This window comes from Kribbella sp. NBC_00359, from assembly GCF_036097425.1.
GTDB lineage: Bacteria > Actinomycetota > Actinomycetes > Propionibacteriales > Kribbellaceae > Kribbella.
In genome coordinates, this window is record NZ_CP107975.1 from 1408099 (window position 1) to 1433733 (window position 25635).

Genomic DNA, 25635 nt, shown 5'->3' on the forward strand with positions numbered 1-25635 from the left:
GCCCTTGCGTTAGTGGAAGAAGTGGCGGGTGCCGGTGAAGTACATGGTGATGCCGGCTTTTTGGGCGGCTTCGATGGCTGCTTCGTCGCGGATGGAGCCGCCGGGCTGGACTACTGCTTTGACGCCGCCTTCGATGAGGACCTCGAGGCCGTCGGGGAAGGGAAAGAAGGCGTCGGAGGCGGCGACGGAGCCGGTGGCGCGGTCGCCGGCGCGGGAGACGGCCAGGCGGCAGGAGTCGACGCGGTTGACCTGGCCCATGCCGACGCCGACCGAGGCGCCGTCCGAGGCGAGCAGGATCGCGTTGGACTTGACCGCGCGGCAGGCCTTCCACGCGAAGGCCAGGTCGGCCAGGACCTCGGGCGAGGCCGGTGAACCGGCCGCGAGCGTCCATGCGGACGGGTCGTCGCCGGGAGCCTGGAACCGGTCGGTGTGCTGCAGCAGCAGGCCGCCACTCACCGCGCGCATCTCCACCTGCTCGGCCGAGGACAGCGCCGGGGCGACCAGCAGCCGGATGTTCTTCTTGCCCTGCAGGATCTCGACCGCACCGTCCTCGTACGCCGGCGCCACCAGCACCTCGGTGAAGATCTCCGCGACCTGCTTGGCCATGTCCACCGAGACCGGCCGGTTCGTCGCGATCACACCGCCGTACGCCGAGACCGGGTCGCACTCGTGGGCCCGCCGGTGTGCCTCGGCGATGTCCTTGCCGATCGCGATGCCACACGGGTTCGCGTGCTTGATGATCGCGACCGCCGGCTCGCTGAAGTCGTACGCCGTACGGCGAGCAGCGTCGGCGTCGACGTAGTTGTTGTACGACATCTCCTTGCCGTGCAACTGCTCCGCGGCCGCCAGACCACCCCGGCCGTTCACGTACAACGCGGCCGGCTGATGCGGGTTCTCGCCGTACCGGAGCACGGCCGCCTTCTCCCAGGTCGCGCCGACCCACTCCGGGAAGCCGGTGCCCTCGGAGGTGTCGGTCAGCGAGCTGCCCATCCAGGACGCGACGGCAACGTCGTACGACGCCGTGTGCACAAAGGCATCCACCGCCAGCCGCTGCCGCTGCTCCAACGAGAAGCCACCCGCGGCCAACGCCTCCAGAACCTCGCCGTAGCGCGACGGAGACACCACAACCGCGACGTTGGCGTGGTTCTTCGCGGCACCGCGGACCATCGAGGGACCGCCGATGTCGATCTGCTCGATGCACTCGTCCACCGACGCGCCGGACGCGACGGTCTCGGTGAACGGGTACAGGTTGCTCACCAGCAGATCGAACGGCTCGACCCGCATCTCGGCCAGCTGCTCGACGTGCTCGGTCTTGCGGACGTCGGCCAGCAGACCGGCGTGCACCTTCGGGTGCAGCGTCTTGACCCGCCCGTCCAGGCACTCCGGGAACCCGGTCAGCTCCTCGACCTTGGTCACCGGTACGCCGGACGCCGCGATCCGGGCCGCCGTGGAACCGGTCGACACGATCTGGACGCCGGCCTCGGACAGTGCCTTCGCGAGCTCCTCCAGACCGGTCTTGTCGTAGACGCTGATCAGCGCCCGGCGGATCGGCCTGCGGTCGGTGCTCACTTCAGTCGAACCTTTCGTCCGGTGATGGTCCAGCCCTCGCGGACGAGGCGGCCGACCCACTCCACCAGCTGGCGGCGTTCGACCTCCTTGATCCGCTCGGTCAGGGTCTCTTCGGTGTCGTCGTCCTCAACCGGTACGACGACCTGCGCGATGATCGGCCCGGTGTCGACGCCGCCGTCCACGAAGAACAGCGTCGCCCCGGCCACCTTGACGCCGTACTCGAGCGCGTCCCGGGGCCCGTGGATCCCGGGGAACGCGGGCAGCAGCGCGTTGTGGGTGTTGATGTAGCGGTCGCCGAAGGCGGCCAGGAAGTCGTCACCGACCAGCTTCAGGAACCCGGCCGACACCACCAGGTCGGGCTTGTGCTCGGCGACCGACGCGGTCAGCGCGCGGTCCCAGTCGGACCGCTCGGCGTACTCCTTGACCTTGTGCACGAAGGTCGGCACCCCGGCGTTCGTGGCCCGGTCCAGCCCGGCGATCCCGTCCCGGTCGGCGCCGACGCCGACGACCTGAGCGCCGTACGCCGGATCGGCGCAGGCGTCGAGCAGGGCCTGCAGGTTCGACCCCGAGCCCGACACGAGCACGACGAGGCGCGCAGGATCGGGAGTGGGCGCAACGGGGTCTGTCACGCGGGAAACCTTATCGCTCGGCGTCGGCCTCGCTGTCGGCCGGTCGGCGGGACGCGGCCACCGCGGCCGTGATCGAGGCCCCGATCGCCATCCCCGCGGCCAGTACGCCGGCCGCCGCCAGCGCCCCCGGGATCCCGACAACAGACATCCGGCCGGGCCCCGCCGAGCCACCGGACAGCGCCATCAGCACGTACAGCAACACGGCGGCGAGCAGGGCTGCCATACCGCCACGCAGGGCGAACGCATCCCAGCCCAGCGCCTCAGCGTCCTGATCCGCGAGTCCACGCCGGACCACGACCAGTCCGGCGACCGCACCGGCGACCAGCGGCACCCCAGCAGTCAGGACGAGCAGGTACGACGGTGTCGCCCCATCCGCGGGTACGGCGGCCAGCAGCGGAAGCGCAGGCAGGTTCCCGACATCCACGCCGGTCGGGGCGATCGTCGTACCCACTCCCAGCTGGAATCCGGGTCCGGCGAGGAAGGCGACGACGTACAGGATCATGTTCGGCACCAGCATCAGGCAGATGGCGAACAGCACCACCGACCCGATCACACCGGCGTCCAGGAGCTCCAGCATCCCGGTGATCCGGGAGAAGTGGATCGCCAGCAGTACGGCGTACAGGATCGAGGCGATTGCGATCACGGTCAGTACGGCGGCGACCGCGGCCGGCACGGCGTCCCGCAGACCACTGGGAGTCGCGTCGGCGAGGTCGGCGCCCGCACCGGACTCGACCAGTACGCCGATCGTCCCGGCCACCAGCGCGATCGACCCGGCACCGAGGAACGCGGACAGCGGACTGACCTTGAGCGGACCGTCCGCCGTGAGCAACGCCACCACGAGCGCGCCGAGGCCGTAGACGACGGCGAACGTCCCGGACAGCAGGATGAGGTCGCGGGTCCGGTCCGCGGCGCTCGTGCGGGCGGCGGACTTGCCGCCGCGATACAGACACCAGCCGAAGAACAGGGTCAGGCCGAGCGGCGCGACGGTGAGAGAACCGGAGCCGAGTGTCACACCGGCCTTGTGGGCGACCAGCCAGGCCGATGCGCCCGCGCGGATCGCTCCGGAGGCGCCGCCGAAGGTCGCGGCCAGCCAGCCGATCACAGCGACCGCGGCACAGGTCAGCAGGCCGGTCAGCAGGCAGGCGCCGGCGGAGATCACGGCCGACACGACCACCGGCTTGGTCGGGGCGGCGACCGGATCCGAAGCGGGGGCGGGCCCGGGCGCCTGGTGTGGTCCGCCGTCACGGGCGCCCGGACGGCTCAGCATGTCGGTCATCTGACTCCCATCGTCACCCCGGCGCTGGACACCACTCGTCCTGACACGCCGGATATGGAAGACTTCAGCCCGCTTGTTCACGCTCGGTTCGCAGGCCTCGGCTGCGAGTAGCTGACTGTGGGCGGCGAGGGTCCACCGGGTACTGTCGGGTGGAATCAGTCAGGAGGTCGAGCTTTGGCCGGTTCCCACCGCGCACAGCGCGGCGGCGGTCGCGCCGCTGCACGGGAAGCGCGCCGGCAGAAGGCGCGCAAGCGGAACCAGACGATCGCCGCGGGAGCAGCGGTCGTGGTGCTGGTCGGCGGCGGCGGAGTCGCGGCGCTGAACGCGTTCGGCGGCGACAACTCGCCCGGCCAGAAGGTCGGCAGCGGCCCGTCCGACGACAAGTCGTCCGACGCGAACGTGCTCGCCGACGCCAAGGTGCTGCTCGACGCCGCCACCGCGAAGCCGCTGGCCGCGACCGGCGCCTGGGCGGTCGCCAAGACCTCCGACGGCAGCACCGCGCCGGAGAAGGCGTTCGTCTGCCAGTCCCAGCGGTTCGCCGACCCGGCCGGGCTGCGCACCTGGGTGCGCACCTTCCAGAACGCGACCACCAAGGACACCGCGGTGCAGTACGTCGAGGTGTCGAACGACAAGGCCGCCGCGAGCAAGGCGTACACCTCGGTCGTCGGCTGGCTGAGCCAGTGCTCGGTCCCGAAGACCCGGCTCACGACCAGCTACGTCACGACGGGGGTCGGTGAGCGCGGCGTGATCGCGGTGTTCGGCCAGCCGTCCGGCACCAAGACGCGGTACAAGACGATCGCGGTCACACTGGCCGGTCAGGCCACGATGGTGCTCGAGCACGACACCCTCGCGGCCACGCCGCCCCCGCCAGGGCCGATCCTGGCCACGGCGAACGTCGCGGCCAAGCGCATCTGCGCCCAGTCCGGCGGCTGCGGCACCGGGGCGGCGGTGGCGAGACCCGGCCTGCTGCCGAGCAACGAGGCGCCCGGGTTCATGGCGCCGGTCGACCTGCCGGTGCTGGACGGGATCGACAAGCCCTGGGTGAGCGCACCGGCCAAGTCCGGCGGCGGCACCGGCTGCGAGCGGATGAACTTCACGAAGGCGAAGGCGACGAAGTACGGCTCGCTCACCTACGTGACGCCGGAGGCGGACGTGCCGACGGAGTTCGGCCTCGACGACACGATCGCGAAGTTCGCCACGCCGACGGCGGCGAGCGCCTTCGTCGCACAGGTCCGCAAGAACGTGGACGGCTGCGAGAAGGACGTCTCGACCGCGAAGGTGAAGTCGACGGGCTCGATCGCGACCACCACGATCAAGGGCGAGAGCTGGCAGGCGTCGTACGACACCGGCGGTGGGAAGAAGTTCACCTACCGGATCGGCATCGCCGGGTCCGGGGACCGCGCGGTCTACCTGGTGTTCCCGGTGCTCAAGGACCTGGACATCTCCGACACGGCGTTCAACGAGACGCTGACCCGCGCGGCCGAACGCTCCTTGACGTACAAATAGACAACGGGACCCGCGCCGCGGGTCCCGTTCTCTGAATACCTGGGGTTACTTGGTCAGGCCCTGCATGATCTCGCGCATCAGGTTGGCGGTCTCGCTCGGCGTCTTGCCGACCTTCACGCCGACGGCCTCGAGGGCCTCCTGCTTCGCGGCCGCGGTGCCGGACGAGCCGGACACGATCGCGCCCGCGTGACCCATCGTCTTGCCCTCCGGCGCGGTGAACCCGGCCACATACCCGACGACCGGCTTGGTCACGTTCTCCTTGATGAACGCGGCCGCCCGCTCCTCGGCGTCACCACCGATCTCACCGATCATCACGATCGCGTCGGTGTCCGGGTCGTCCTGGAACGCCCGCAGCGCGTCGATGTGCGTCGTCCCGATGATCGGGTCACCACCGATCCCGATCGCGGTCGAGAACCCGAAGTCCTGCAGTTCGTACATCATCTGGTAGGTCAGCGTGCCCGACTTCGACACCAGGCCGATCCGGCCCTGGCCGGCGATGCTGGCCGGGATGATGCCCGCGTTCGACTCGCCCGGCGTGATGATGCCGGGGCAGTTCGGCCCGATGATCCGGGTGGTGCCGGACGCCTGCGCGGCGGCGAAGAACGCGGCGGTGTCGTGCACCGGCACGCCCTCGGTGATCACCACGACCAGCGGTACGGCGGCCTCGATCGCCTCCAGCACCGCGTCCTTGGTGAACTTCGGCGGCACGAAGACGACCGACACGTTCGCGCCGGTCTCCTTGACGGCGTCCGCGACGGTGCCGAACACCGGTACCGGCTTGCCGTCGAAGTCCTGGCTCTGGCCGGCCTTGCGCGGGTTCACGCCGCCGACGATGTTGGTGCCGGAGGCAAGCATCCGGGTGGTGTGCTTGGTGCCCTCGGAGCCGGTCATGCCCTGGACGATGACCTTGCTGTCCTTGGTCAGGAAGATAGACATTGTTCGGCGATCCCTTACTTCGCAGCCAGCTCGGCGGCGCGCCTGGCGGCGCCGTCCATGGTGTCGACCCGCTCCAGACCGGCCAGGCCGGCCTCGTCGAGGATCCGGCGGCCCTCCTCGGCGTTGTTGCCGTCCAGCCGGACGACCAGCGGCTTGCCGACGTGCTCGTCGCGACTGGCGAGCAGCTCGAACGCCTGCACGATGCCGTTCGCGACCGCGTCGCAGGCGGTGATGCCGCCGAAGACGTTGACGAACACGCTCTCCACCTGCGGGTCGGAGATGATGATCTCCAGGCCGTTCGCCATCACCTCGGCGCTCGCACCGCCGCCGATGTCCAGGAAGTTCGCCGGCTTCACGCCGCCGAACTCCTCACCGGCGTACGCGACGACGTCGAGCGTGGACATGACCAGGCCGGCGCCGTTGCCGATGATCCCGACCGAGCCGTCGAGCTTGACGTAGTTCAGGCCCTTGGCCTTGGCCGCGGCCTCCAGCGGGTCGGCCGCCGAGATGTCCTCGAACTCGGCGTGGTCCGGGTGCCGGAAGTCCGCGTTCTCGTCCAGGGTGACCTTGCCGTCCAGCGCCTCGACGTTGCCGTCCTCGAGCTTGACCAGCGGGTTCACCTCGACCAGCGACGCGTCCTCGGCGAGGAAGACGTCGTACAGCTTGACGATCTCCGGTACGACGGCGTCGATCACGTCGGCCGGGTACCTCGCGGCCTCGGCGATCTCACGGGCCAACGCCGCGTCCACCCCGGTGGCCGGGTCGATCGAGATCTGCGCGACCGCGTCTGGGTTGGTGTGCGCGACCTCCTCGATCTCCATGCCGCCGGCGGCCGACGCGATGCACAGGTAGTTGCGGTTCGCCCGGTCGACCAGGAAGGAGAAGTAGTACTCCTCCGCGATCGCCGCGGCCGGGACGATGTTCAGGATCTTGACGACGTGACCCTTGATGTCCAGGCCGAGGATCTCGCGGGCCTTCTCCTCCGCCTCGTCCGGGCTGCTCGCCAGCTTGACGCCGCCGGCCTTGCCGCGGCCGCCGGTCTTCACCTGGGCCTTCACGACCACCCGGCCACCGATCTTCTCGGCCGCCGCGCGGGCTTCCTCCGGAGTCGTCACGACCTCACCCACGGTCGTCCGCACTCCGTGCTTGGCGAAGACCGTCTTCGCCTGGTATTCCATCAAGTCCACGACTGTGGTCCCTCTCTCGCACCTGTTCGAGTAGGCCGCGGCAGGCGGGCTGTTCCCGGAAGAGGGCACGGTCGCCGGCGCGTTCCGTCGGCCTGAGACTAGCCACCTCGGCGGCCGCGGCAACAGCCGGGGTACACGCTGAGACGACCGTCACAGCAAACGTCGCGGCCCGTGCGAGGCTTGGACGCATGACTGATCCCGCAACCAGACCAGCTGACGACTGGTGGCGTAGCGCCGTCGTCTACCAGGTGTACCCGCGATCCTTCGCCGACGCCACGGGTGACGGCACCGGTGACGTGAACGGCATCCGGGCCCGGCTGCCCTACCTCGCCGACCTCGGCGTCGACGCGATCTGGATCAGCCCCTGGTACCCGTCCCCGCTGCTCGACGGCGGGTACGACGTGTCCGACTACCGGGACATCAACCCCGAGTTCGGCACCCTGGCGGACGCGGACGCCCTGATCACCGAGGCGCACGCGCTCGGGCTCCGGATCCTGATCGACCTGGTGCCGAACCACTGCTCCTGGGAGCACCCGTGGTTCAAGGCCGCGCTGGCGGCCGGCAAGGGTTCCGTGGAGCGCGACCTGTTCTGGTTCCGCGACGGCAAGGAGGGCGGGCTGCCGCCGACCAACTGGCCGGCCGCGTTCGGCGGCGGCGCCTGGCAGCAGATCGAGGACGGGCAGTGGTACCTGCACCTGTTCGACATCTCGCAGCCGGACTGGAACTGGGACAACCCGAAGGTGGTCGAGGAGTTCGACTCGATCCTGCGGTTCTGGTTCGACCGTGGCGTCGACGGCTTCCGGATCGACGTGGCCGACTCGATGGCGAAGGACCCGGCGCTGCCCGACGTACCGCTGCACAACGGTCAGCCGACGCGGGAGAAGTACGTCGGCAACCCGTTCTACGACCAGCCGGGTGTGCACACCATCCACCAGCGGTGGCGGGCCATCGCCGACGAGTACGCCGATACTCCGCAGGGCCCCCGGGTGTTCGTGGCGGAGGCGTGGTTGTCGCCGGCCGAGCGGCTGGCGCGGTACGTGCGGCCGCACGAACTGCACTCCGCGTTCAACTTCGACGTTCTGCGCTGTGCGTGGGACGCGAAGGAGTTGCGCGAGGTCATCGACCACACCACCGAGAACCTGTGGGCCGTCGGTGCACCGGCGACCTGGGTACTGAGCAACCACGACACGATCCGGCACCGCACCCGGTACGGCCGGGACCAGCGGGATGCGTTGGAGGGTGCGGGCGTCGTACCGACCGATCTCGAGCTCGGCCGCCGCCGCGCCCGGGCCGCCGCGCTCCTCGAGCTCGCTCTTCCAGGCGGCGCCTACATCTACCAAGGCGACGAGCTAAGCCTGCCCGAGGTCGAGGACCTGCCCGAAGACGTCCTCGACGACCCCAGCTGGGAGCGGTCCGGCCACACTGTCCGTGGCCGCGACGGCTGCCGAGTCCCGATCCCGTGGTCAGGTTCGGAGCCGCCGTACGGCTTCGGTCCCGGCTCCGGCCAGCCCTGGCTCCCCCAGCCGGCCGACTGGTCCGCCCTGACCGCCGAGGCACAGGCACCCGAACCGGACAGCCACCTCAACCTCTACAAGACGGCCCTGCGCATCCGCCGCGAGCACCCGGCCCTGGGCGAAGGCCGCCTGGCGTGGGACGAGGAGGCCACTCCCGGCGTCCTCTCCTTCACCCGCAACCCGGGCTTCCGCTGTGTGGTCAATCTCGGCGACACCCCGGTCGAGCTGCCGGCCCACCAACGGATCCTGCTCAGCAGCGAGCCGGTCCCCGACGGGCAGCTGCCAACGGACGCCGCCGTCTGGCTCGAGCTCTGAAACGCGCTGAAAAACAAGAAAACGGCCGCAGGGACCCGGCCGTTTTCTTGTAGCTGCTAGCGGAACCGAGCGCGATCCTCACGATCCCATCGGTCCCGGTCCTCCCGGTCGCGGCGGTCCCGCTCCTCGCGGTCCCGCCGATCCCGGTCTTCGCGATCCCGCCGGTCCCGGTCCTCCCGGTCCCGGCGGTCGCGCTCCGCCGCCTGCCGGCGGAACCAGCTCACTTCACGCCACCTGCCGTGAGGCCGGCCACGATACGGCGCTGGAACAGCAGTACGGCGATCACCAGCGGAATCGTCACCACCACACCGGCGGCCATCTGGCTGCCGAACGGTTGGTCACGTCCCGACGCACCGGTGAACTGCGAGATCACCACGTTGGCGGTCTGGTACTCCTTCTTGTTCACCATGCTCAGCGCGATCAGGAACTCGTTCCAGGCCGCGATGAAGGTGATGATCGCCGTGGTGAACACACCCGGTGCGGCCAGCGGGAGGATCACCTTCCGGAACGCCTGGGCCGGCGTGCAGCCGTCCACCATCGCGGCCTGCTCGAGCTCTCGCGGCATCTGCCGGAAGAACGCGGTCAGGAGCCACACCGCCAGTGGCAGCGCGAACGACAGGCTGGGCACGATCATCGCCTGGTAGGTGTTGATCCAGTTGATGTTGACGAACAGCTTCTTCAGCGGGATCACCAGGGCGATCCCCGGGAACATCGAGGTGACGATGATGATCCCCAGCACCAAGTTCTTGCCCCGGAACTCGAGCCGGGCCAGCGTGTAGGCCGCCACCATCCCGATGACCAGCGTCAGGACCGTCACCGTCCCGGCCACGATCAGGCTGTTCAGCAGACCACGCTGGAACCCGGTGCCGGGCTTGAAGACGTCCGAGTAGTTGGTAAACGAAATGGGCGACGGAATGACCGAGTTGTCGAACTGGTCGGTCGGCCGGCGCAGCGACGACACCACCATCCAGAAGAACGGCAGCAGGCAGTAGAGCACGATCAGCGCTACACCGAGCAGCGGCAGCCAGCGCCGCCACCACGGCGCCTCGGCCGCCTTGACGTCGATCACCCTTGGGGCCTTCTCAGCAACAACAGTCATCATTCACCTCCTAGGCCGCCACCGGCGGTCAGTCCGGCCACCGGGGCGCCTGGGTCCGCCTGCTTGGCCCGGCCTCGCCCGGTCCTGCCGTTCTTCTTCGGCTTCCGCTGGATGTTGTCACCGAACACGTCGGCACCGAGCAGCTTCACGAACACGTACGCGACCACGGCGACGTAGATGAACAGCAACGTCGCGTACGCCGCCGCCGGCCCGTACCGGGTCTGGTTGGCTTCGAGGTATGCCAGGATCGACAGCGTCTCGACCGACTCCTTGTTCGGGCCGACCAGCACGAACGGCAGGTCGAAGATCCGCAGCGTGTCGAGGATGCGGAACAGCACTGCCACCAGCAGTGCCGGCTTCACCAGCGGCATGGTGATCCGGCTGAACGTCTGCCAGACGGAGGCGCCGTCCACCTTCGCCGCCTCGTACACGTCGGTCGGAATCGTCTGCAGGCCCGCGAGCACCAGCAGCCCGATGAACGGCGCGGTCTTCCAGGTGTCGGCGACGATGACTGACACCACCGATTGCCAGCCCTCGGTGGACCACAGGATCTGGGTGCCGAGCACGTTGTTGGCGATACCGTCGGCCTGGAAGATCCACTTCCACAGGATCGCCGAGACGACGGTCGGGATCGCCCACGGGACGAGGATGCTGGCGCGCACGACGCCGCGGCCCCTGAACGCCTTGTGCATCACCAGGGCCATCGCGACACCCAGCACGGTCTCCAGGACCACACACGCGACGGTGAAGAACGTGGTGTTCCAGAAAGCGTTCCAGAATCGGGTGCCGGTCTCGCCGGAGAAGATCGCCGTGTAGTTGTCGAGACCCACGAATTTGGAGCCCTGGACGATGAAGCCCGACGCGTCGATCTGTTGACCGCTCGTGTACAGCGACTCACGCAGCGCCGCGAGGATCGGCAACCCGACGACGAGGATGAGCACGATCATGGTCGGCGACAACAGCAACGCTGCCAGCCGGCCGGTGCCCTCGTTGAACGAACTCCGCTTGGGCTTCTTGGTGGTCTCCGGTATCGGTCGCTTTGCGACCGGTGCGGATGTAGTCACCTCTGCCTCCTTCTTCCTGCCCGCCTCCGGCGGGCAGCGACAGGCCGGGGCCGGCACGTAGCTGTGAAGCTGCGCGCCGGCCCCGCCGCTTCGGTCATTGCGTGATGAGCGAGCTCAACTTGGTCTGCAGCTGGGTCAACGCGTCCTTCGGCGTCGTCGTGCCGGTCAGAGCGCCGTACGCCGCCTCTTGGATCGCGGTGGTGACGTCGCCGTACTTGACCACCTTCGGCCGCGACTTCGCGCCCTCGATCGAGGCCTTCAGCGGAGCCAGGTACGGGAACTCCTTGTTCAGCGTGGGGTCGTCGTACAGCGAGGCCCAGGTCGGCGCCTGCGACGTCTTCTCGATGTTCGCCTTCTGCCGCTCCTCGCTGGACATGAACTTGATGAAGTCCGCCGCGGTCGCCTTGTTCTTGGCGAACTCCGAGATCGCGTAGTTGTGACCACCCAGGGTGGACACGCCCGGACCGGTCTGGCCCGGCAGCGGCGCGACCGCGAACTTGCCGGCGACCTTCGACGAGCCGTCGGTCTTGCCGGCCAGCGCGTACACGTACGGCCAGTTGCGGTGGAAGAGCAGGTTGCCCTCCTGGAACGCCCGGCGGCCTTCCTCTTCCTTGTAGGTGATGGCGGCCTTCGGGATGAAGCCCGTCTTGAAGCCCTCGGTCAGCGCGGTCAGACCGGCCAGCGCCTCCGGGGTGTCCACGTTCGGCTTGCCGTCGTCACCGACGACGACTCCACCGGCACCGTTGACGGCCTCGGAGAAGTTGACGGTCAGGCCTTCGTACTTCTCGAACTGGCCCGAGTAGCAGCCGATGTTCTTGCCCTCCGGTAGTGCCTTCACCTTGGCACAGGCGGTGACCATCTCTTCCCAGGTCTTCGGCGGCTGCAGACCGGCCTTGTCCAGCAGGTCCTTGCGGTAGTACAGCAGACCGCCGTCGGACGTGACCGGGATGCCGTACAGCTTGTCGCGGTACTTCGCGGTGTCGACCGTTGACGGCAGCAACTTCCCCAGGTCCGGGAACTGGCTCGGCTGCAACTCGGTGACCCAGCGGTTGGCCGCGAACTCGGCGGTCCAGACCACATCCAGGTTCAGCACGCTGAACGCGTCGGACTTGTTCTGCGCGTTCGAGATCATCTGCGCGCGCTGCTGGTCCGCGGACTCAGGCAGCTCCGACACAGTGACCTTCTCGTCCGGGTGCTGCGAGTTCCACGCGTTGACCTGGTTCGTCAGGTTCCCGGACGTGTCCTTGCCGGTGGCAAACGTAATCGGGCCGCGACCCTCAAGCGCTCCCCCGGTCGAGGTACCTCCGCTGCTCTCATCGTTCCCGCCACCACACGCGGACGCCAGCAGCACCAGGCTGCTCGCGGCGGCCACGAAGGCCACCCTGCGTGTGTGTGATCGTTCAAACCTCATCGTTTACCTGCCCTCTCCGATGGGACATCGCTTGGTCCTGCGTCAGTGGGCCCACAGTTCCCCACCACACTGCGATCCGCCCTGTCCGGACAGTAACCGAGATCGGGGCCGATGTGTTCTGAGCCACACACACGTTCCCTGCTCGCGGTCTCTGAAACGGACAGCCGCATGGCTGTATGCGACCGCGATTCGACAGTCCGCACAACCGGGTAATTCTTAACGATTCGGTATTACCGACAAGTAACCTAGCTGAACACCCCGTAACCGTTCAGAACGACTCCGGGCAGTCGCCATCACGCTCCGGAGCGGATCCGCGCCCCCGGTCCGACTCAGCCAGGACTCAGGCAGGCGAGGCCGATGCGTCGCCGACGTTGCCGCGGACCCACTCGACGATCTCGGTGGTCGTGGCGCCGGGGGTGAAGATCTTGTGCACGCCGAGCTCGGCCAGCGGCGCCAGGTCGGCATCCGGGATGATGCCGCCGCCGAACACCACGATGTCCTCGGCCTCGCGCTCGACCAGCAGCTCGCGGACCCGCTTGAACAGGGTCATGTGCGCGCCGGACAGCACCGACAGCCCGATCGCGTCGGCGTCCTCGGCGATCGCGGTCTCGACGATCTGCTCCGGGGTCTGGTGCAGGCCGGTGTAGATGACCTCCATGCCGGCGTCCCGCAGCGCCCGGGCGACCACCTTCGCGCCGCGGTCGTGGCCGTCCAGGCCAGGCTTGGCGACGACGACGCGCAGAGGACTCGTAGCAGGCATGTTGGCAGGCTAACCGGTCCGTACCTCACGGATAAGACACGGAGGTGTGTGTTCCCCGCCACGCGCGAAGGGATCCGGTTACCGTGGAAGAGATCGGACCGTTCGGGGGGTCTGGTTTTGGTGTGAGGAGTCGCCCATGACTACCTGGCAGGACGACGTCCGCGGCGCGCTCGACGGACTCGCGTACGGCGCCCGCTCCGCCCTCTCGCCGCGCGTGCTGCACGGCGCGGCCGTGGAGATCGGATGGCTCACCACCCACCTGGCGATGTATCCGCTCGGCCTGGTCGGCAGCTCCGGCGCCCCGGCCCAGCGACTCACCCTGGCCGGCCTGACTCCGGCCCAGCGCAGCCTGCTGGTCAGCGACGTCCGCGCCGCCGGTACGCCGATCCTGCTGGCCCACGGGATCATCGACAACCACACGATCTTCGCGCTGATGCGCCGGCAACTCCACCGGCGCGGGTTCAGTCGCATCCACACGTTCTCGTACTCACCCCTGACGCTGGACGTACGCCGTACCGCCGAGCGGATGGGTGAGGAGATCGAGGCGATCTGTGCGGCGTCCGGGTCGGACCAGATCCACGTCATCGGGCACAGCCTGGGCGGACTGATCGCGCGGTACTACGTCCAGCGGCTCGGCGGTGACGAGCGGGTGCACACCTGCGTCACGCTCGGGACGCCGCACCAGGGCACGATGGCGGCCCGGCTGCTGCCGTGGCCGCTGGTCAAGCAGGTGCGGCCGGACAGCGACCTGATGGCCGAGCTGGCCGAGCCGGCGCCGGCCTGCCGGACCAGGTTCGTCGCGTTCTACAGCGACGTCGACCAGTTGATCGTGCCGCAGCGGCGGGCCCGGATCCGGCACCCGGATCTGGTCGCGAGCAACGTGCGGGTCCACGGCGTGGGCCACCTGTCCCTGCCGTTCCACGGCGACGTCGTACACCAGATCACCGCGGCACTGGCCCACCTGGACGAGGTCGAGGCACCTGACCGAACCGCCTGACCAACTTTCCTGACCAGGCAGCCAACCGGCCGCCAAGAGCCGATGCACGTGCAGGCGCTCATGCAAAAGTTTCGTGAAGGTGGCGAGGAAAAGTGGGCGGCGGGGTTTGTGGCCTCGTGACTGATCCGTTATCGTGCGTGAGTCCCCAGCGGGAATAAACCCCCGCCGAGGACGGACGAAGCCCCTCCCCTGTGACCGAAAGGCCACGTTGTGTCCCAGCACGGTGTCGCGGGAGACCGCGTCACGCCCGGCAACGCTGCGCGCAAACCCGGCGCAGGACGTCACAGTGCCAAGCATCGCGTCGCCAGGCGTAATACTCCGAGTAGTACCCAGATCGTCGGTCTGACCGCAGCGCTTGCTGCGGCGGCGGGAGCTGTCGGTTTCAGCCACAGCACGCTCGCCTCGCCGACCCAGGCGAACTCGGCGGTGAACCTCGCCGCATCGAGCTTGGACAACGGGCAACTGTCCGGCATCACCACCGCGCGCATCCAGGCCCGTCAGCTCGCCACCCGGGACTCCTCCCGGGTCCAGCTGGCCGGCAACGACACGAACAAGAAGCAGGCCGCGGCCGCCCAGCTGGCGAAGGCCCGGGCCGCCAAGCTCACCGCGACGCAGGCCCTCACCACCAAGCGCGCGACCGCGCTGGCCGCCGCGAAGGCCAAGGCCGACGCCGCCGAGAAGAAGGCCCGCGAGTCGGCCACCCGCTGCGAGATCATGGTCACCGGCTACCACATCACCGCCACCTTCGGTCAGGGCGGCAGCCGCTGGGCCCACAACCACACCGGCCTGGACTTCGCCGCCCCGATGGGCACGCCGATCCACAGCGTGATGAAGGGCGTGGTGATCTTCGCCGACTGGGCCGGGCCTTACGGCCGCCAGGTCCAGGTCCGGCACGAGGACGGCACCGTCACCTGGTACAACCACATGTCGAAGTTCAGCGTGTCGGTCGGCGAGACCGTGTACGCCGGTGACCAGGTCGGCGCGATCGGGATGACCGGCAACACCACCGGCCCGCACCTGCACTTCGAGGTCCACCCGGACGGCGGCGACGCGATCGACCCGACGCCGTGGCTCCGCAACCACTGCGGGCTGGACCCGTACACCGCGGGCTGACCCGGTAAACCTCAGCGCTACCACGTCGTACCTGACTAAGCTGCGGCGCATGCGTCCGGCACCTGGCGAGGTCCTGCATTTCTCCGAAGACCCGACCATCGAGGTCTTCCGGCCGTACGTCGCGAAGACGGCCGGGCAAGTCACTCCCTACGTGTGGGCCGTCGGCCACGACCGAGCCCCCGACTACTGGTTCCCGAGGCAGTGCCCCCGCGCAATGGCCGGTGTCCAGCTCCGTCTGCTGAATCGGCTGCACGACTTCTGGGCCGAGACCGTCGCCAGCACCCTCGAGTGGAGCGGCATCCGGCTCCGCAACGCCCGGCCATGACGTCGTACGCCGGACTCGCCGAAGTCGCGTGGACCTGGGTGCTCGACCAGGTGCAGTGGGACGACGACGGCCCGTGGATCCCGGAGGCGGCCGGCGGCGAGAAGCCGGACGAGTACCGCGACGGCATGCACAGCGGCATCGGCGGGCTCGCCCACACCCTCGCGGAGATCAGACTCACCCGCCCGTGGTCACCCGGCGAACAACACCTGGCCGACGCCATCGCCGACCGCCTCCGCACCACCATCCCGCGCGATACGAGCATCACCTACTTCGACGGTCTGGTCAGCGCGATCGGCGTACTGACCGCGCTGAACGAGCCCGGCTCGGCCGCAGCCGTGGAGCGGTCCGCCGAGATCGCCACTCCCGACGGCTGGCCGGAGAGCTTCCTCCAGAAGGACACGTACCTCCCGGATGCCGTCGCCAACGACGCGACGCTCGGCACCGCGGCCGCTTTGCTCGGCGGTCTCTGGGCGCACCGCCACGGCGAGGACGCACAGCCGCTGGCCGATCGGGCCGCCGACCTCCTGCTGGGTGAGCAGGAGGAGCTGCCGACCGGTCTCAACTGGCAGTTCGTGTCCCGTCGGTTCCTTCACGAGGAACCCCTGCAGATGCCCAACTTCTCGCACGGGCTGGCGGGGGTTGCGGCTGCTCTGGCGGTGGCTGGTGTGGAGCTCGAGCGGCCGGAGTTGGTGGACGCGGCCGGGCGAGGAGCCGAGCACCTCGTCACTCTGGGAATCCTTGACGACAAGGGATTCCGGGTGCCGCGGGTGATTCCATGGTCGGAGCGGCACGGCGACGAGTTCACCTACAACTGGTGCCATGGCGGCGCTGGTACGGCGTTGCTGTTCAGCGCACTCGAGTACGCCGGAGTCGACCAAGTGGCTGGTGAGTCGCCGCTGACCTGGCGCCGGCGCTGCCTGGACAGCGTCCGGTACTCCGGGATCCCAGAACGCCTCCACCCGGGCTTCTGGGACAACGACGGACGCTGCTGCGGTACGGCGGGAGTCGGCGATGCGTTCCTGGACGTGTGGCACCGCGACGGCGATCCGCAGGACCTGGAGTTCGCCGTCCGGCTCGCGGATGCGGTGGTGGAGCGGGCGATCCAGGACGGCCCGTCGGCGTACTGGCGTTTCATCGAGCACCGCAATGACGAGCCGCTGTTGCCGCCGGGCGTCGGGTGGATGCAGGGCGCGGCCGGGATCGCGGCGTTCCTGTTCCGGATCGAGCGGGTGCTCGACGGCAGCCACGAGGCGGTCGAGCGGATGGACAACTGGTGGGCACTCAGACGGTGAGGACCACCTTGGCCCGGGCGTGCTCGGCTTCCAGATAGCGGAGCGCGTCGGCCGCGGCCGACAGCGGGTAGGTCCGGTCGATGGCCGGGACGAGCTTCCCGGACTCGGCCAGTTCGGACAGCGCCACGAGGTTGGCCTTGGTGATCGTCGGCTTCAAGAGGACCACGCGCTGGCTGACGAACGGGGCCGAGACCATGCCTTTGACCATCAGGCCGACCGGGCCGAACAGGCTGCCGCCGGTGAACACGCCACCGCCGGACAGCACGAGGGTGCCGTTCCGGACCAGAATCCGCCGGAGGGCGGTCAGGGACCGATTGCCGACGAGATCGAGCACCACGTCGTACCGGCGGCCGGTGCGGCTGAAGTCGGCGGTGGTGTAGTCGATGACGTCGTCGGCACCGATCGACCGGAGGAGCTCCACATTTCTGGTGCTGCACACGCCGGTCACCTCGGCGCCCAGTGCCTTGGCGATCTGGACCGCGAAGGTGCCGACGCCACCCGAGGCACCGTTGATCAGGATCTGCTGCCCTGGCTGGAGCTTGGCAGCGTCACGCAGGCCGACCAGCGCGGTGGTCGCGGCCAGCGGAATCGCCGCCGCCTGCTCGTAGCTGAGGTTGGCCGGCTTCACCGCGACCGCATCCTCCGGTACGGCGACATACTCGGCGAAGGCGCCGATGGCATCGCCGTAGACCTCGTCGCCGACGCGGACGCCGGTCACCGACGGGCCGACCGCCTCGACCCGGCCGGCGAAGTCGGTCCCCCGGATGCGGACGTTCGGCCGGCGCCAGCCCAGGTCGGCTGACGGGCGGACGATGTACGGGTCGCCTCGCAGGACGTGCCAGTCGCGGGCGTTGAGCGCCGCGGCGTGAACCCGGACCAGCACCTGCCGGTCGCCCGGTACCGGCTGGTCGACGTCGGTGAACTCCAGGACGTCTGGTGATCCGTACTGGTCCTGAACGATAGCCTTCATGTCCGCCCCTTACGTTGTAAGTCTTACGTCGTAAGGCTGACTTACGGCGTAAGAATCGTCAAGGGCTCGGGGTGGGAAGTTCAGCGGAGCCGGTCGAGACCGTCGAGGATGAGATCGAGGGCGAACTCGAACTCGGCCTGGTCGTCACACCAGCCCAGGGTGGAGTCCGGATCGTCGTGGGCGATCTCGCCCAGCATGCCGACCAGGTTCGGGAGCTGATCGGCCAGGTCCACGAGCATCCGGTCGGACTCCGCGCCGGCGCCGGCGGACGGATCGAACAGTTCCTGCGAGAAGCCCAGAGCCCTGCTGCCCAAGGCATGCAGCGCGTGGTGGACGAGGTCGTAGGAGAAGCCGCCGGCGTGCATCAGCCCGACCAGCCGGTCGTGGTAGCGGACGACCTCCGGACTCATCGTCGTCCGCGTCTCGAAGAGCCGTGGGGCCCACGGGTGCCGCAGCATGATCTCGCGCGCGGACAGGATCCGCCGGCGCATGGCCGCCTTCCACTCCGCCGCCGGAAGGTCGATGCGGTCCACGACGTCGTTGATCTGCGTCATCACCAGCTCGACGATGCCGTCCAGCAAGGCTGCCTTGTTGGACACGTGGTAGTACAGCGACATCGCCTCGGCGCCGAGCGCGTCACCGATCCGGCGCATCGTGACGGCGTCGATCCCGTCGGCGTCGGCGATCGCGACCGCGGCCCGGAGCACCCGGTCCCGGCTCAGCGGAGTCCGCGGCTCAGACGCCTGGGTTGCCACCGGTATCCCCTTCCCACGCTGGATTCGTACAGCGTAAGGCAGGGTCAGCGCTGCCAGACCTCGGCGGTGGTCAGGAACGCGGACGAGCCGGGCTTGTCCGGGGAGCCGTCGACCTGGACGAAGCCGGGGACCGAGGCGCCGCCGATCGAGACCGTCGCGGAGCGGACCGGGGCGATCACCAGGCTCAGGCTGTGGTTGCCGTCGGCGAGCGGGAAGTTCTCGGTCGCGAACAGCCGGCGGTCGAGGACGCCGCCCATCTCGATCTGGATGTCGGCCGCCTTGGCGCTGAGGCCGACGGCGAGGTTCATCGAGACCTGGACCAGGTCGCGCTCGACCGCGGGCTCGTGCCAGGGCAGGCCCTGCACCTCGAGGAACGAGCGGACGAAGTACCGCTCCAGCCAGGACGCCAGGTCGACGTCCTCGGACACCACCCGGACGATCCCGTCGAACCAGAGGACCACCGCCGTACCGGAGCCGCGGATGGACCAGTCGACCATCCAGATCGACGCGTACGCGGTGACCTTGCCGGTCTCGTCGAACAGCCGCAGCCCAGGATTGGACCCCGCCAGGATGATCCGGCGGTTGCTACCCGAGGACTTCGACATGAGGGAGGACGCTTCCGGGAGGGACCGAAGAGCCTTGATTGTCTCAATCTCCGGCCGGGACGCAATGTAAACTTCCAAAACCTTGACGGAGATATGCCCCGGCCGTCAGATCTTCTCCACGGGTGCGTACCGCAGCAGCAGTCGTTTGACACCCTCGGACCCGAAGTCGATGTCTGCCTGGGCCTGCTGACCGTCGCCGCGGACCACCACGACGGTGCCCATGCCGAAGGTGTCGTGGACCACGCGGTCGCCCGGGTTGAGGCTGATCACCGGCTTGTCGGACGCCGTCCGGCGCGGTGGCTCGTAGCGACTCGAGATGCCGCTGCCCCGGGTCGTCCCGGTGCCGGACCACCGCGTGATCGCGGACTCGTCGCGGCGCCAGTCGAGCAACTCGGCCGGGATCTCCTCGAGGAACCGGGACGGCGGGTTGTGCTGCGGAGCGCCGTACGCCGAGCGCACAGCGGCTCGCGAGATCGCCAGTCGCTGCCGGGCCCGGGTGATGCCGACGTACGCGAGCCGGCGCTCCTCCTCGAGCTCCTTCAGGTCGGTCAGCGACCGCGAGTGCGGGAAGACGCCGTCCTCCATCCCGGTCAGGAACACCACCGGGAACTCCAGGCCCTTCGCGGTGTGCAGCGTCATCAGCGTGACCACGCCGCCGTCGTCGGCCGCGTCCGGGATCTGGTCCGCGTCGGCGACCAGCGCCACCCGCTCCAGGAACGCCTGCAGGTCGGCGGCCTCGCCGGCCGCGGTCCGCTCCTCGACGAACTCGCGGGCCACCGAGATGAATTCGTCCAGGTTCTCCAGGCGGGTCTCGTCCTGGGGATCCGGTGACTTCTGCAGCTCCTCGTAGTACCCGGAGCGGTGCAGTGCGACGTCCAGGATGTCGTCCGGCGGGGCGCCCGAGTCGACCATCGCGGTCAGCTCGTCGACGATGTCGATGAAGGACTGGACGGCGTTCACCGAACGCGAAGCCATCGCCGGGGCATCCTCGGCGCGGCGCAGCGCCTGGGCGAACGAGATCCGGTCCCGCGCGGCGAGCGCCTCGATCGCGGCCTCGGCCCGGTCGCCGATGCCGCGCTTGGGCACGTTCAGGATCCGGCGCAGCGAGACGGTGTCCTCGGGATTGGTGAGGATGCGCAGGTACGCGAGCGCGTCGCGGACCTCCTTGCGCTCGTAGAACCGGACGCCGCCGACCACCTTGTACGGATGGCCGGTGCGGATGAAGACCTCTTCGAAGACCCGGGACTGTGCGTTGGTCCGGTAGAAGACCGCGACGTCGGACGGCTTCACCCCGTCGGCGTCGGTCAGCCGGTCGATCTCGTCGGCGACGAACTGGGCCTCGTCGTGCTCGTTGTCGGCGACGTACACCGCGATCTGCTCGCCCTGGCCCTGGTCGGACCAGAGGTTCTTCGCCTTGCGGCCCTCGTTCCGGCTGATCACCGCGTTGGCGGCGGTCAGGATGGTCTGGGTGGAGCGGTAGTTCTGCTCCAGGAGGACTGTCTCGGCGCCGGCGAAGTCCTCCTCGAAGGCGAGGATGTTGCGGATCGTCGCACCGCGGAACGCGTAGATCGACTGGTCGGAGTCGCCGACCACCATCAGCTCGGCCGGCGGCGCGGTCGGGCCGTTGTAGTTCGGGTCGTCCTCGCCGCAGAGCTCGCGGATCAGCGAGTACTGCGCATGGTTGGTGTCCTGGTACTCGTCGACGAGCACGTGGCGGAAGCGGCGGCGGTAGTACTCACGAACTTCGGGGAAGGCCTGCAGCAGGTTGACCGTGGTCATCAGCAGGTCGTCGAAGTCCAGCGCGTTCGCCTGGGCCAGCCGCTCCTGGTAGATCCGGTAGCACTCGGCGTACGTCTCCTCGAGGTGGTTCGAGGTCTTCGACGCGGCCGTCTCGTGGTCGATCAGCTCATTCTTCTGGGTGCTGATCCAGTTCAGCACGGCACGCGGGTTGTACCGCTTCACGTCCAGGTCGAGCTCGCGGCAGACCAGCGTCATCAGCCGGCGCGAGTCGGTGTCGTCGTAGATCGAGAACGTCGAGCTGATCCCGAACCGCTTGATGTCGCGACGCAGGATCCGGACGCAGGACGAGTGGAAGGTGGAGACCCACATCAGCTTCGCCCGCGGACCGACCAGCTCCACCACGCGCTCGCGCATCTCGGCGGCGGCCTTGTTGGTGAACGTGATCGCGAGGATCGACCCGGGGTGCGCGTCGCGGGCCGCCAGCAGGTAGGCGATCCGCCGGGTCAGCACCCGGGTCTTGCCGGATCCCGCACCGGCCACCACCAGCAGCGGCTTGCCGGAGTGCACGACGGCGGCCCGTTGCTGCGGATTGAGCCCGTCCAGCAGCGATTCCGGGTCGGTCCGATGCTTGGTGGGCTCCTCCAGCGGCACCGGGAGCTCGTCAGGCGAGAACAGCGTAGTCATCACCCAACACCTTAGGCGCTCGCTCCGACAGTTACCGAACGCCGGTTCGAACCGCGCGTCACACCCCCTATCGTGGGTGTTCATGGCGCACCCGGTTTTCGCTCGGTTGTACGCGCGAGTGCGGCCGACGCTGGACGAGCAGGGCGTGGCCGAGCACCGGCGGCGGCTGCTGCGCGACCTGGCCGGCCGGGTGCTCGAGGTCGGCGCCGGCGACGGCGGCAACTTCGCCCACTACCCGCCGGAGGTGACCGAGGTGGTGGCGGTCGAGCCGGAGGCGTACCTACGCGCCAGGGCCGAGCGGCACGCGACAACGGCGCCGGTCCGGGTGGAAGTCGTCAACAGTACGGCGGAACGGCTGCCGCTCGACGACGGCGCGGTCGATGCCGTGGTCGCTTCGCTGGTGTTGTGCTCGGTACCGGACCAGGCGGTCGCGCTCGCCGAGGCCTTCCGGGTGCTGCGACCGGGTGGCGAGCTGCGATTCTACGAGCACGTCGTCGCCACATCCGGCCGGCTGCGCGGCGTACAGAAGGTCCTCGACGCGACCATCTATCCACCCCTGTCCGGCGGCTGCCACCTGCACCGCGACACCGCCGCCGCCATCACCACGGCCGGCTTCACCATCACGACCCTCGACCGCTTCAACTTCCCACCTACCGGCCCCAATCCGGCCGCCCCGCACATTCTCGGCCGCGCACTCCGCCCGGACAGCTGAGCGGGATCTTCTGTGGGCAGACTTGCCGTCAGCAGAAAAGCTGGGGTGAGGCCGGTCCGCCCGGTCAGGGTTGAGGACATGGCAGAAGACAACAAAGCACCGCTGTTCAACGAGGCGGCCCGGCAACGGTTGTTCGGGCAGCGGATCGTTGTACTGGACGGAACCCTCGACGACGACAACGGGACCTTGCTGGCGACCCAGATCCTGACCCTGGCCGCCGAGGACCCGGACGCCGACATCGCGCTGTGGATCCACTCGCTCGGCGGTTCGGTGCCGTCGATGCTCGCGATCCGGGACGTGATCCGGCTGGTGCCGTGCGACGTCTCGACGCTGGCGATCGGACTGGCCTGCAGCGCCGGGCAGTTCCTGCTGTCGGCCGGTACGCCGGGCAAACGCTACGCACTGCGTCACGCCAGGGTGCTGATGCACCAGGGATCGGCCGGGATCGGCGGGTCCGCGGTGGAGATCGAGATCCAGGCCAACGACCTGCGGCACATCCGGGACACCGTCCTGGCGCTGATCGCCGAGGACACCGGGCAGCCGTTCGACATCGTGCACGAGGACTCCCTGCACGACCACTGGTACACCGCCGAACAGGCCCGTCAGTACGGCTTCATCGACCACATCGTCGAGTCGTTCGACCAAGTGATGCCCCAACCGAAGGCGGCCGCGTGATGAGCTCCTACACGATTCCCAACGTGATCGCCCAGCACCCGCGGGGCGAGCGGATCATGGACGTCTACTCGCACCTGCTCAGCGAGCGCATCATCTACCTCGGGACGGCGATCGACGCCGGCGTCGCGAACGCGTTGATCGCCCAGCTGCTGCATCTCGAGGTGGACAAGCCGGAGCAGGAGATCAACCTCTACATCAACTGCGAGGGCGGCGACATGACCGCGATGCTCGCGATCTACGACACCATGCAGTACATCCAGTCGCCGGTCGCGACGTTCTGCGTCGGTCAGGCGATCGCGGCCGGTGCGGTCCTGCTGGCCGGGGGTGCCGACGGGCGTCGCGCCGTACTGCCGCATGCCCGGGTCGTGCTGCACCAGCCGGCGGCCCGGGGGCAGGGCACGATCCCGGATCTGATCCTGCAGGCCGACGAGGTGGTCCGGGTCCGCGGGCAGGTGGAGTCGATCCTGGCGCGCCACACCGGGCAGACGGTCGAGCGGCTGCGGCACGACACGGACCGGGACCATGTGCTGACGGCTGACGAGGCACGGGAGTACGGCATCGTCGACCATGTGATCGTGGAGCGGGCGCCGATCGCGGCGCTCGCGTGATCAGCCGGCCGCCGGCGTGATCAGCCGGCGGCGGCGAGGACCTTGTCGGCGACGGCGGCGTGGTGGACGTGGTCGGCCTGCGGGCGGCCGACGCGATTGGTGAGGTAGGCGTAGGCGATCCGCCGGTCGGGGTCGGCCCAGCCGATGCAGCAGTAGCTGCCGTTGTGACCGAACGTCCGCGGGCCGCTCGTCGTCCCGAGCGGTGTGGTCCCTCCGGGGACCGACCGCGGGCCGCCGAGCTGGAATCCCTGTGACCACCGCACCGGTGCCCGCGCGGTCCGGTCGATCTCACCATCGCTGCTGGGCTCGACCGCGAGCGCGATCGACTCCGGTCGCAGGATCTGGCCGGCCGGCCCGACTCCGCCGTACAGCAGGGCCTGGTACAGCGCGGCCAGGTCCCGTGCGGTGGTGGAGATCCCGGCCGACGGTATGACGGCCGCGCGCGTGCTGTAACGGTTCACGACGGACTGCACGAACGGGCCGACGGGTCCGCCGGCCCGCACCGGGACATGCCGGGGCCACTCGTCGGAGGGGAGCCCGAGGAACGTGTCGGTGACGGCGAGTGGTTCGAGCACTGAGCGCCAGAGCAGCTCGTCGATCGGTTGGCGGCTGCAACGCTGGGCGACCTCGCCGAGGATGAAGCCGAAGGCCAGCGGGCTGTACGCGACCGTGTCGATCGGCCACTGGAGGCGGGCCTCCTCGATCCGCTGCAGTGACCGATGCCAGTCGGCCATCGCGCGGGCTTCACCCAGATACGAGCCCGCATGGGACAGGCCGGACCGGTGCCGCAGCACCTGGCGGACTGTGATCTCCCGCTTGCCGTTGTCCGCGAACTCGGGCCAGTACGCCGCCACCGCGTCGTCCAGGTGGAGCAGACCGGACTCGACGAGCTGGTGGATCACGATCGCGACGTACGGCTTGCTCGCGGAGAAGAGCCAGAACAGTGCGTCCGGCGGACAGCCGAAGCTCCGGTCGATCACCACCTGCCCGTCGCGGAGGACACACAGCTGGGCGATCGCGCCACGGGCCTCGACCAGCTCGATCGCCTCATCCAGCCGGGCAGCGTCCAGCCCGACGTCTTGTGGTTCGCACGCGCCGCCGAGTTCCATCGATCCCTCCCACGAACCAGCTTGCCGTGCCAGGCAAGCGGCTAGGGTCGGTCACGTGAGTGTGCCTGAGGGGAATCCGCGACCGGACCATGAGATCGAGCGAGTGCTGGCGGTGGTCGCGCACCCGGACGACATCGACTTCGGCGGGGCCGGCACGGTCGCGTTGTGGACCAAGGCCGGGATCGACGTGCACTACTGCATCGTCACCGACGGTCAGCAGGGCGGCTTCGAGCCGGAGCGGGACCGGGCCGAGATCCCCGCGGTCCGCCGGGCCGAGCAGACCACGGCCGCGAGGCACGTCGGCGTCACCGACCTGCACTTCCTCGGGTACGCCGACGGATCGGTCGAGCCGACGCGCGACCTGGTCCGGGACATCAGCCGGCTGATCCGCCAGGTCCGCCCGCAGCGGCTGCTGACCCAGTCACCGGATCGCTGGTGGGCCCGGCTCCCGGTGTCCCACCCCGACCACCTCGCGACCGCGGAGGCGACCGTCCGCGCGTTCTACCCGGCAGCCGGGAACCCGTACGCCTTCTCCGAGCTCACCGAGGAGGCCTGGGACGTCGGCGAGCTCTGGATGTTCGGGCACCCCGAGCACAACCACTACGTCGACATCACCGACACCTTCGACCAGAAGATCGCCGCCCTGATGTCCCACACCAGCCAGCACCGTGACCCCGCCACCCTTCCCGGCCACATGCGCTCCTGGTCCGCCCAGACCGCCGCCAGCGCCGGCCTCCCACCGAGCCACTACGCCGAAGCCTTCACCGTCATCCGCCTGCCCTAA

The 25635-nt window shown here is 69.1% G+C and carries 25 protein-coding genes; 10 read left to right on the forward strand and 15 right to left on the reverse strand.

Going from position 1 to position 25635, the window contains the following annotated elements; all coding sequences use genetic code 11:
• Positions 1 to 9: 9 nt before the first annotated feature.
• Genes purH through OG876_RS06800 form a run of 3 tightly spaced genes read right to left on the reverse strand, consistent with a single transcriptional unit; the run spans position 10 to position 3474 of the window.
• Positions 10 to 1569, reverse strand: a complete 1560-nt coding sequence (gene purH / locus OG876_RS06790) for a bifunctional phosphoribosylaminoimidazolecarboxamide formyltransferase/IMP cyclohydrolase (protein ID WP_328523916.1) — start codon at positions 1567 to 1569, stop codon at positions 10 to 12.
• Positions 1566 to 2198, reverse strand: a complete 633-nt coding sequence (gene purN, locus OG876_RS06795) for a phosphoribosylglycinamide formyltransferase (RefSeq protein WP_328523917.1) — start codon at positions 2196 to 2198, stop codon at positions 1566 to 1568. Before purN ends, purH begins: the two co-directional genes overlap by 4 nt.
• 10 nt (positions 2199 to 2208) lie before the next feature.
• Complete coding sequence (locus OG876_RS06800; RefSeq protein ID WP_328523918.1) at positions 2209 to 3474, reverse strand: cell division protein PerM; 1266 nt, start codon at positions 3472 to 3474, stop codon at positions 2209 to 2211.
• A gap of 174 nt (positions 3475 to 3648) precedes the next feature.
• Between OG876_RS06800 and OG876_RS06805 the strand changes: the two genes are divergently transcribed.
• Positions 3649 to 4980 (forward strand): hypothetical protein, encoded by a 1332-nt coding sequence (locus tag OG876_RS06805; protein WP_328523919.1) that lies wholly within the window; start codon positions 3649 to 3651, stop codon positions 4978 to 4980.
• Positions 4981 to 5025: 45 nt separating this feature from the next.
• Here the strand turns inward: OG876_RS06805 and sucD are convergent, their stop codons facing one another.
• A complete protein-coding gene (gene sucD / locus OG876_RS06810; RefSeq protein WP_328523920.1) occupies positions 5026 to 5916 on the reverse strand; it encodes a succinate--CoA ligase subunit alpha in 891 nt (296 codons plus the stop codon).
• 14 nt (positions 5917 to 5930) lie between these two features.
• Positions 5931 to 7103, reverse strand: a complete 1173-nt coding sequence (gene sucC / locus OG876_RS06815) for an ADP-forming succinate--CoA ligase subunit beta (RefSeq protein ID WP_328523921.1) — start codon at positions 7101 to 7103, stop codon at positions 5931 to 5933.
• Positions 7104 to 7291: 188 nt separating this feature from the next.
• Between sucC and OG876_RS06820 the strand changes: the two genes are divergently transcribed.
• Positions 7292 to 8932, forward strand: coding sequence for a glycoside hydrolase family 13 protein (locus tag OG876_RS06820; protein WP_328523922.1), 1641 nt, complete (start codon positions 7292 to 7294; stop codon positions 8930 to 8932).
• 56 nt (positions 8933 to 8988) lie between these two features.
• Here the strand turns inward: OG876_RS06820 and OG876_RS06825 are convergent, their stop codons facing one another.
• The 5 genes from OG876_RS06825 to OG876_RS06845 form a co-directional block, all read right to left on the reverse strand.
• On the reverse strand, positions 8989 to 9156 hold the full coding sequence (locus OG876_RS06825) for a hypothetical protein (protein WP_328523923.1): 168 nt from the start codon (positions 9154 to 9156) through the stop codon (positions 8989 to 8991).
• Positions 9153 to 10031 (reverse strand): carbohydrate ABC transporter permease, encoded by an 879-nt coding sequence (locus OG876_RS06830; protein ID WP_328523924.1) that lies wholly within the window; start codon positions 10029 to 10031, stop codon positions 9153 to 9155. Before OG876_RS06830 ends, OG876_RS06825 begins: the two co-directional genes overlap by 4 nt.
• On the reverse strand, positions 10031 to 11095 hold the full coding sequence (locus tag OG876_RS06835) for a carbohydrate ABC transporter permease (RefSeq protein WP_442914107.1): 1065 nt from the start codon (positions 11093 to 11095) through the stop codon (positions 10031 to 10033). Before OG876_RS06835 ends, OG876_RS06830 begins: the two co-directional genes overlap by 1 nt.
• A 94-nt stretch (positions 11096 to 11189) precedes the next feature.
• A complete protein-coding gene (locus OG876_RS06840; protein ID WP_328523925.1) occupies positions 11190 to 12467 on the reverse strand; it encodes an ABC transporter substrate-binding protein in 1278 nt (425 codons plus the stop codon).
• Positions 12468 to 12846: 379 nt separating this feature from the next.
• A complete protein-coding gene (locus OG876_RS06845; protein ID WP_328523926.1) occupies positions 12847 to 13266 on the reverse strand; it encodes a cobalamin B12-binding domain-containing protein in 420 nt (139 codons plus the stop codon).
• A 136-nt stretch (positions 13267 to 13402) separates the two neighbouring features.
• Between OG876_RS06845 and OG876_RS06850 the strand changes: the two genes are divergently transcribed.
• From OG876_RS06850 to OG876_RS06865, 4 genes are all read left to right on the forward strand, one after another.
• The gene (locus OG876_RS06850; protein WP_328523927.1) at positions 13403 to 14263 is read left to right on the forward strand and encodes an esterase/lipase family protein; all 861 of its coding nucleotides are present in this window, start codon (positions 13403 to 13405) and stop codon (positions 14261 to 14263) included.
• A gap of 210 nt (positions 14264 to 14473) precedes the next feature.
• Positions 14474 to 15376: a M23 family metallopeptidase gene (locus OG876_RS06855; RefSeq protein WP_328523928.1), complete on the forward strand. Its 903-nt coding sequence runs from the start codon at positions 14474 to 14476 to the stop codon at positions 15374 to 15376.
• A gap of 49 nt (positions 15377 to 15425) precedes the next feature.
• Complete coding sequence (locus OG876_RS06860) at positions 15426 to 15701, forward strand: DUF6886 family protein (RefSeq protein ID WP_328523929.1); 276 nt, start codon at positions 15426 to 15428, stop codon at positions 15699 to 15701.
• Entirely contained in the window at positions 15698 to 16993 is a 1296-nt protein-coding gene (locus OG876_RS06865) for a lanthionine synthetase LanC family protein (RefSeq protein WP_328523930.1), read from the forward strand. The genes OG876_RS06860 and OG876_RS06865 overlap by 4 nt, the downstream gene beginning before the upstream one ends.
• Here the strand turns inward: OG876_RS06865 and OG876_RS06870 are convergent.
• The 4 genes from OG876_RS06870 to pcrA form a co-directional block, all read right to left on the reverse strand.
• Entirely contained in the window at positions 16983 to 17963 is a 981-nt protein-coding gene (locus tag OG876_RS06870) for an NAD(P)-dependent alcohol dehydrogenase (protein WP_328523931.1), read from the reverse strand. The genes OG876_RS06865 and OG876_RS06870 overlap by 11 nt on opposite strands.
• Positions 17964 to 18043: 80 nt before the next feature.
• Positions 18044 to 18718 carry a TetR/AcrR family transcriptional regulator gene (locus OG876_RS06875; RefSeq protein WP_328523932.1) on the reverse strand — a complete coding sequence of 225 codons (675 nt, stop codon included), beginning with the start codon at positions 18716 to 18718 and terminating at the stop codon, positions 18044 to 18046.
• A 44-nt stretch (positions 18719 to 18762) separates the two neighbouring features.
• The gene (locus OG876_RS06880) at positions 18763 to 19323 is read right to left on the reverse strand and encodes a hypothetical protein (protein ID WP_328523933.1); all 561 of its coding nucleotides are present in this window, start codon (positions 19321 to 19323) and stop codon (positions 18763 to 18765) included.
• A gap of 105 nt (positions 19324 to 19428) precedes the next feature.
• Entirely contained in the window at positions 19429 to 21747 is a 2319-nt protein-coding gene (gene pcrA / locus OG876_RS06885) for a DNA helicase PcrA (protein ID WP_328523934.1), read from the reverse strand.
• Positions 21748 to 21829: 82 nt separating this feature from the next.
• Between pcrA and OG876_RS06890 the strand changes: the two genes are divergently transcribed.
• The 3 genes from OG876_RS06890 (at position 21830) to OG876_RS06900 (ending at position 23742) form a co-directional block, all read left to right on the forward strand.
• A complete protein-coding gene (locus OG876_RS06890; RefSeq protein WP_328523935.1) occupies positions 21830 to 22459 on the forward strand; it encodes a class I SAM-dependent methyltransferase in 630 nt (209 codons plus the stop codon).
• 78 nt (positions 22460 to 22537) lie between these two features.
• Positions 22538 to 23134, forward strand: coding sequence for a ClpP family protease (locus OG876_RS06895; RefSeq protein WP_328523936.1), 597 nt, complete (start codon positions 22538 to 22540; stop codon positions 23132 to 23134).
• On the forward strand, positions 23134 to 23742 hold the full coding sequence (locus OG876_RS06900) for a ClpP family protease (protein WP_328523937.1): 609 nt from the start codon (positions 23134 to 23136) through the stop codon (positions 23740 to 23742). The genes OG876_RS06895 and OG876_RS06900 overlap by 1 nt, the downstream gene beginning before the upstream one ends.
• Before the next feature lie 20 nt (positions 23743 to 23762).
• On the opposite strand, the gene OG876_RS06905 is transcribed toward OG876_RS06900, so the two are convergent.
• Positions 23763 to 24851 (reverse strand): serine hydrolase domain-containing protein, encoded by a 1089-nt coding sequence (locus OG876_RS06905; protein WP_328523938.1) that lies wholly within the window; start codon positions 24849 to 24851, stop codon positions 23763 to 23765.
• A gap of 55 nt (positions 24852 to 24906) precedes the next feature.
• Here OG876_RS06905 and OG876_RS06910 point away from each other — a divergent pair, with 55 nt between their 5' ends.
• Positions 24907 to 25635, forward strand: a complete 729-nt coding sequence (locus OG876_RS06910) for a PIG-L deacetylase family protein (RefSeq protein ID WP_328523939.1) — start codon at positions 24907 to 24909, stop codon at positions 25633 to 25635.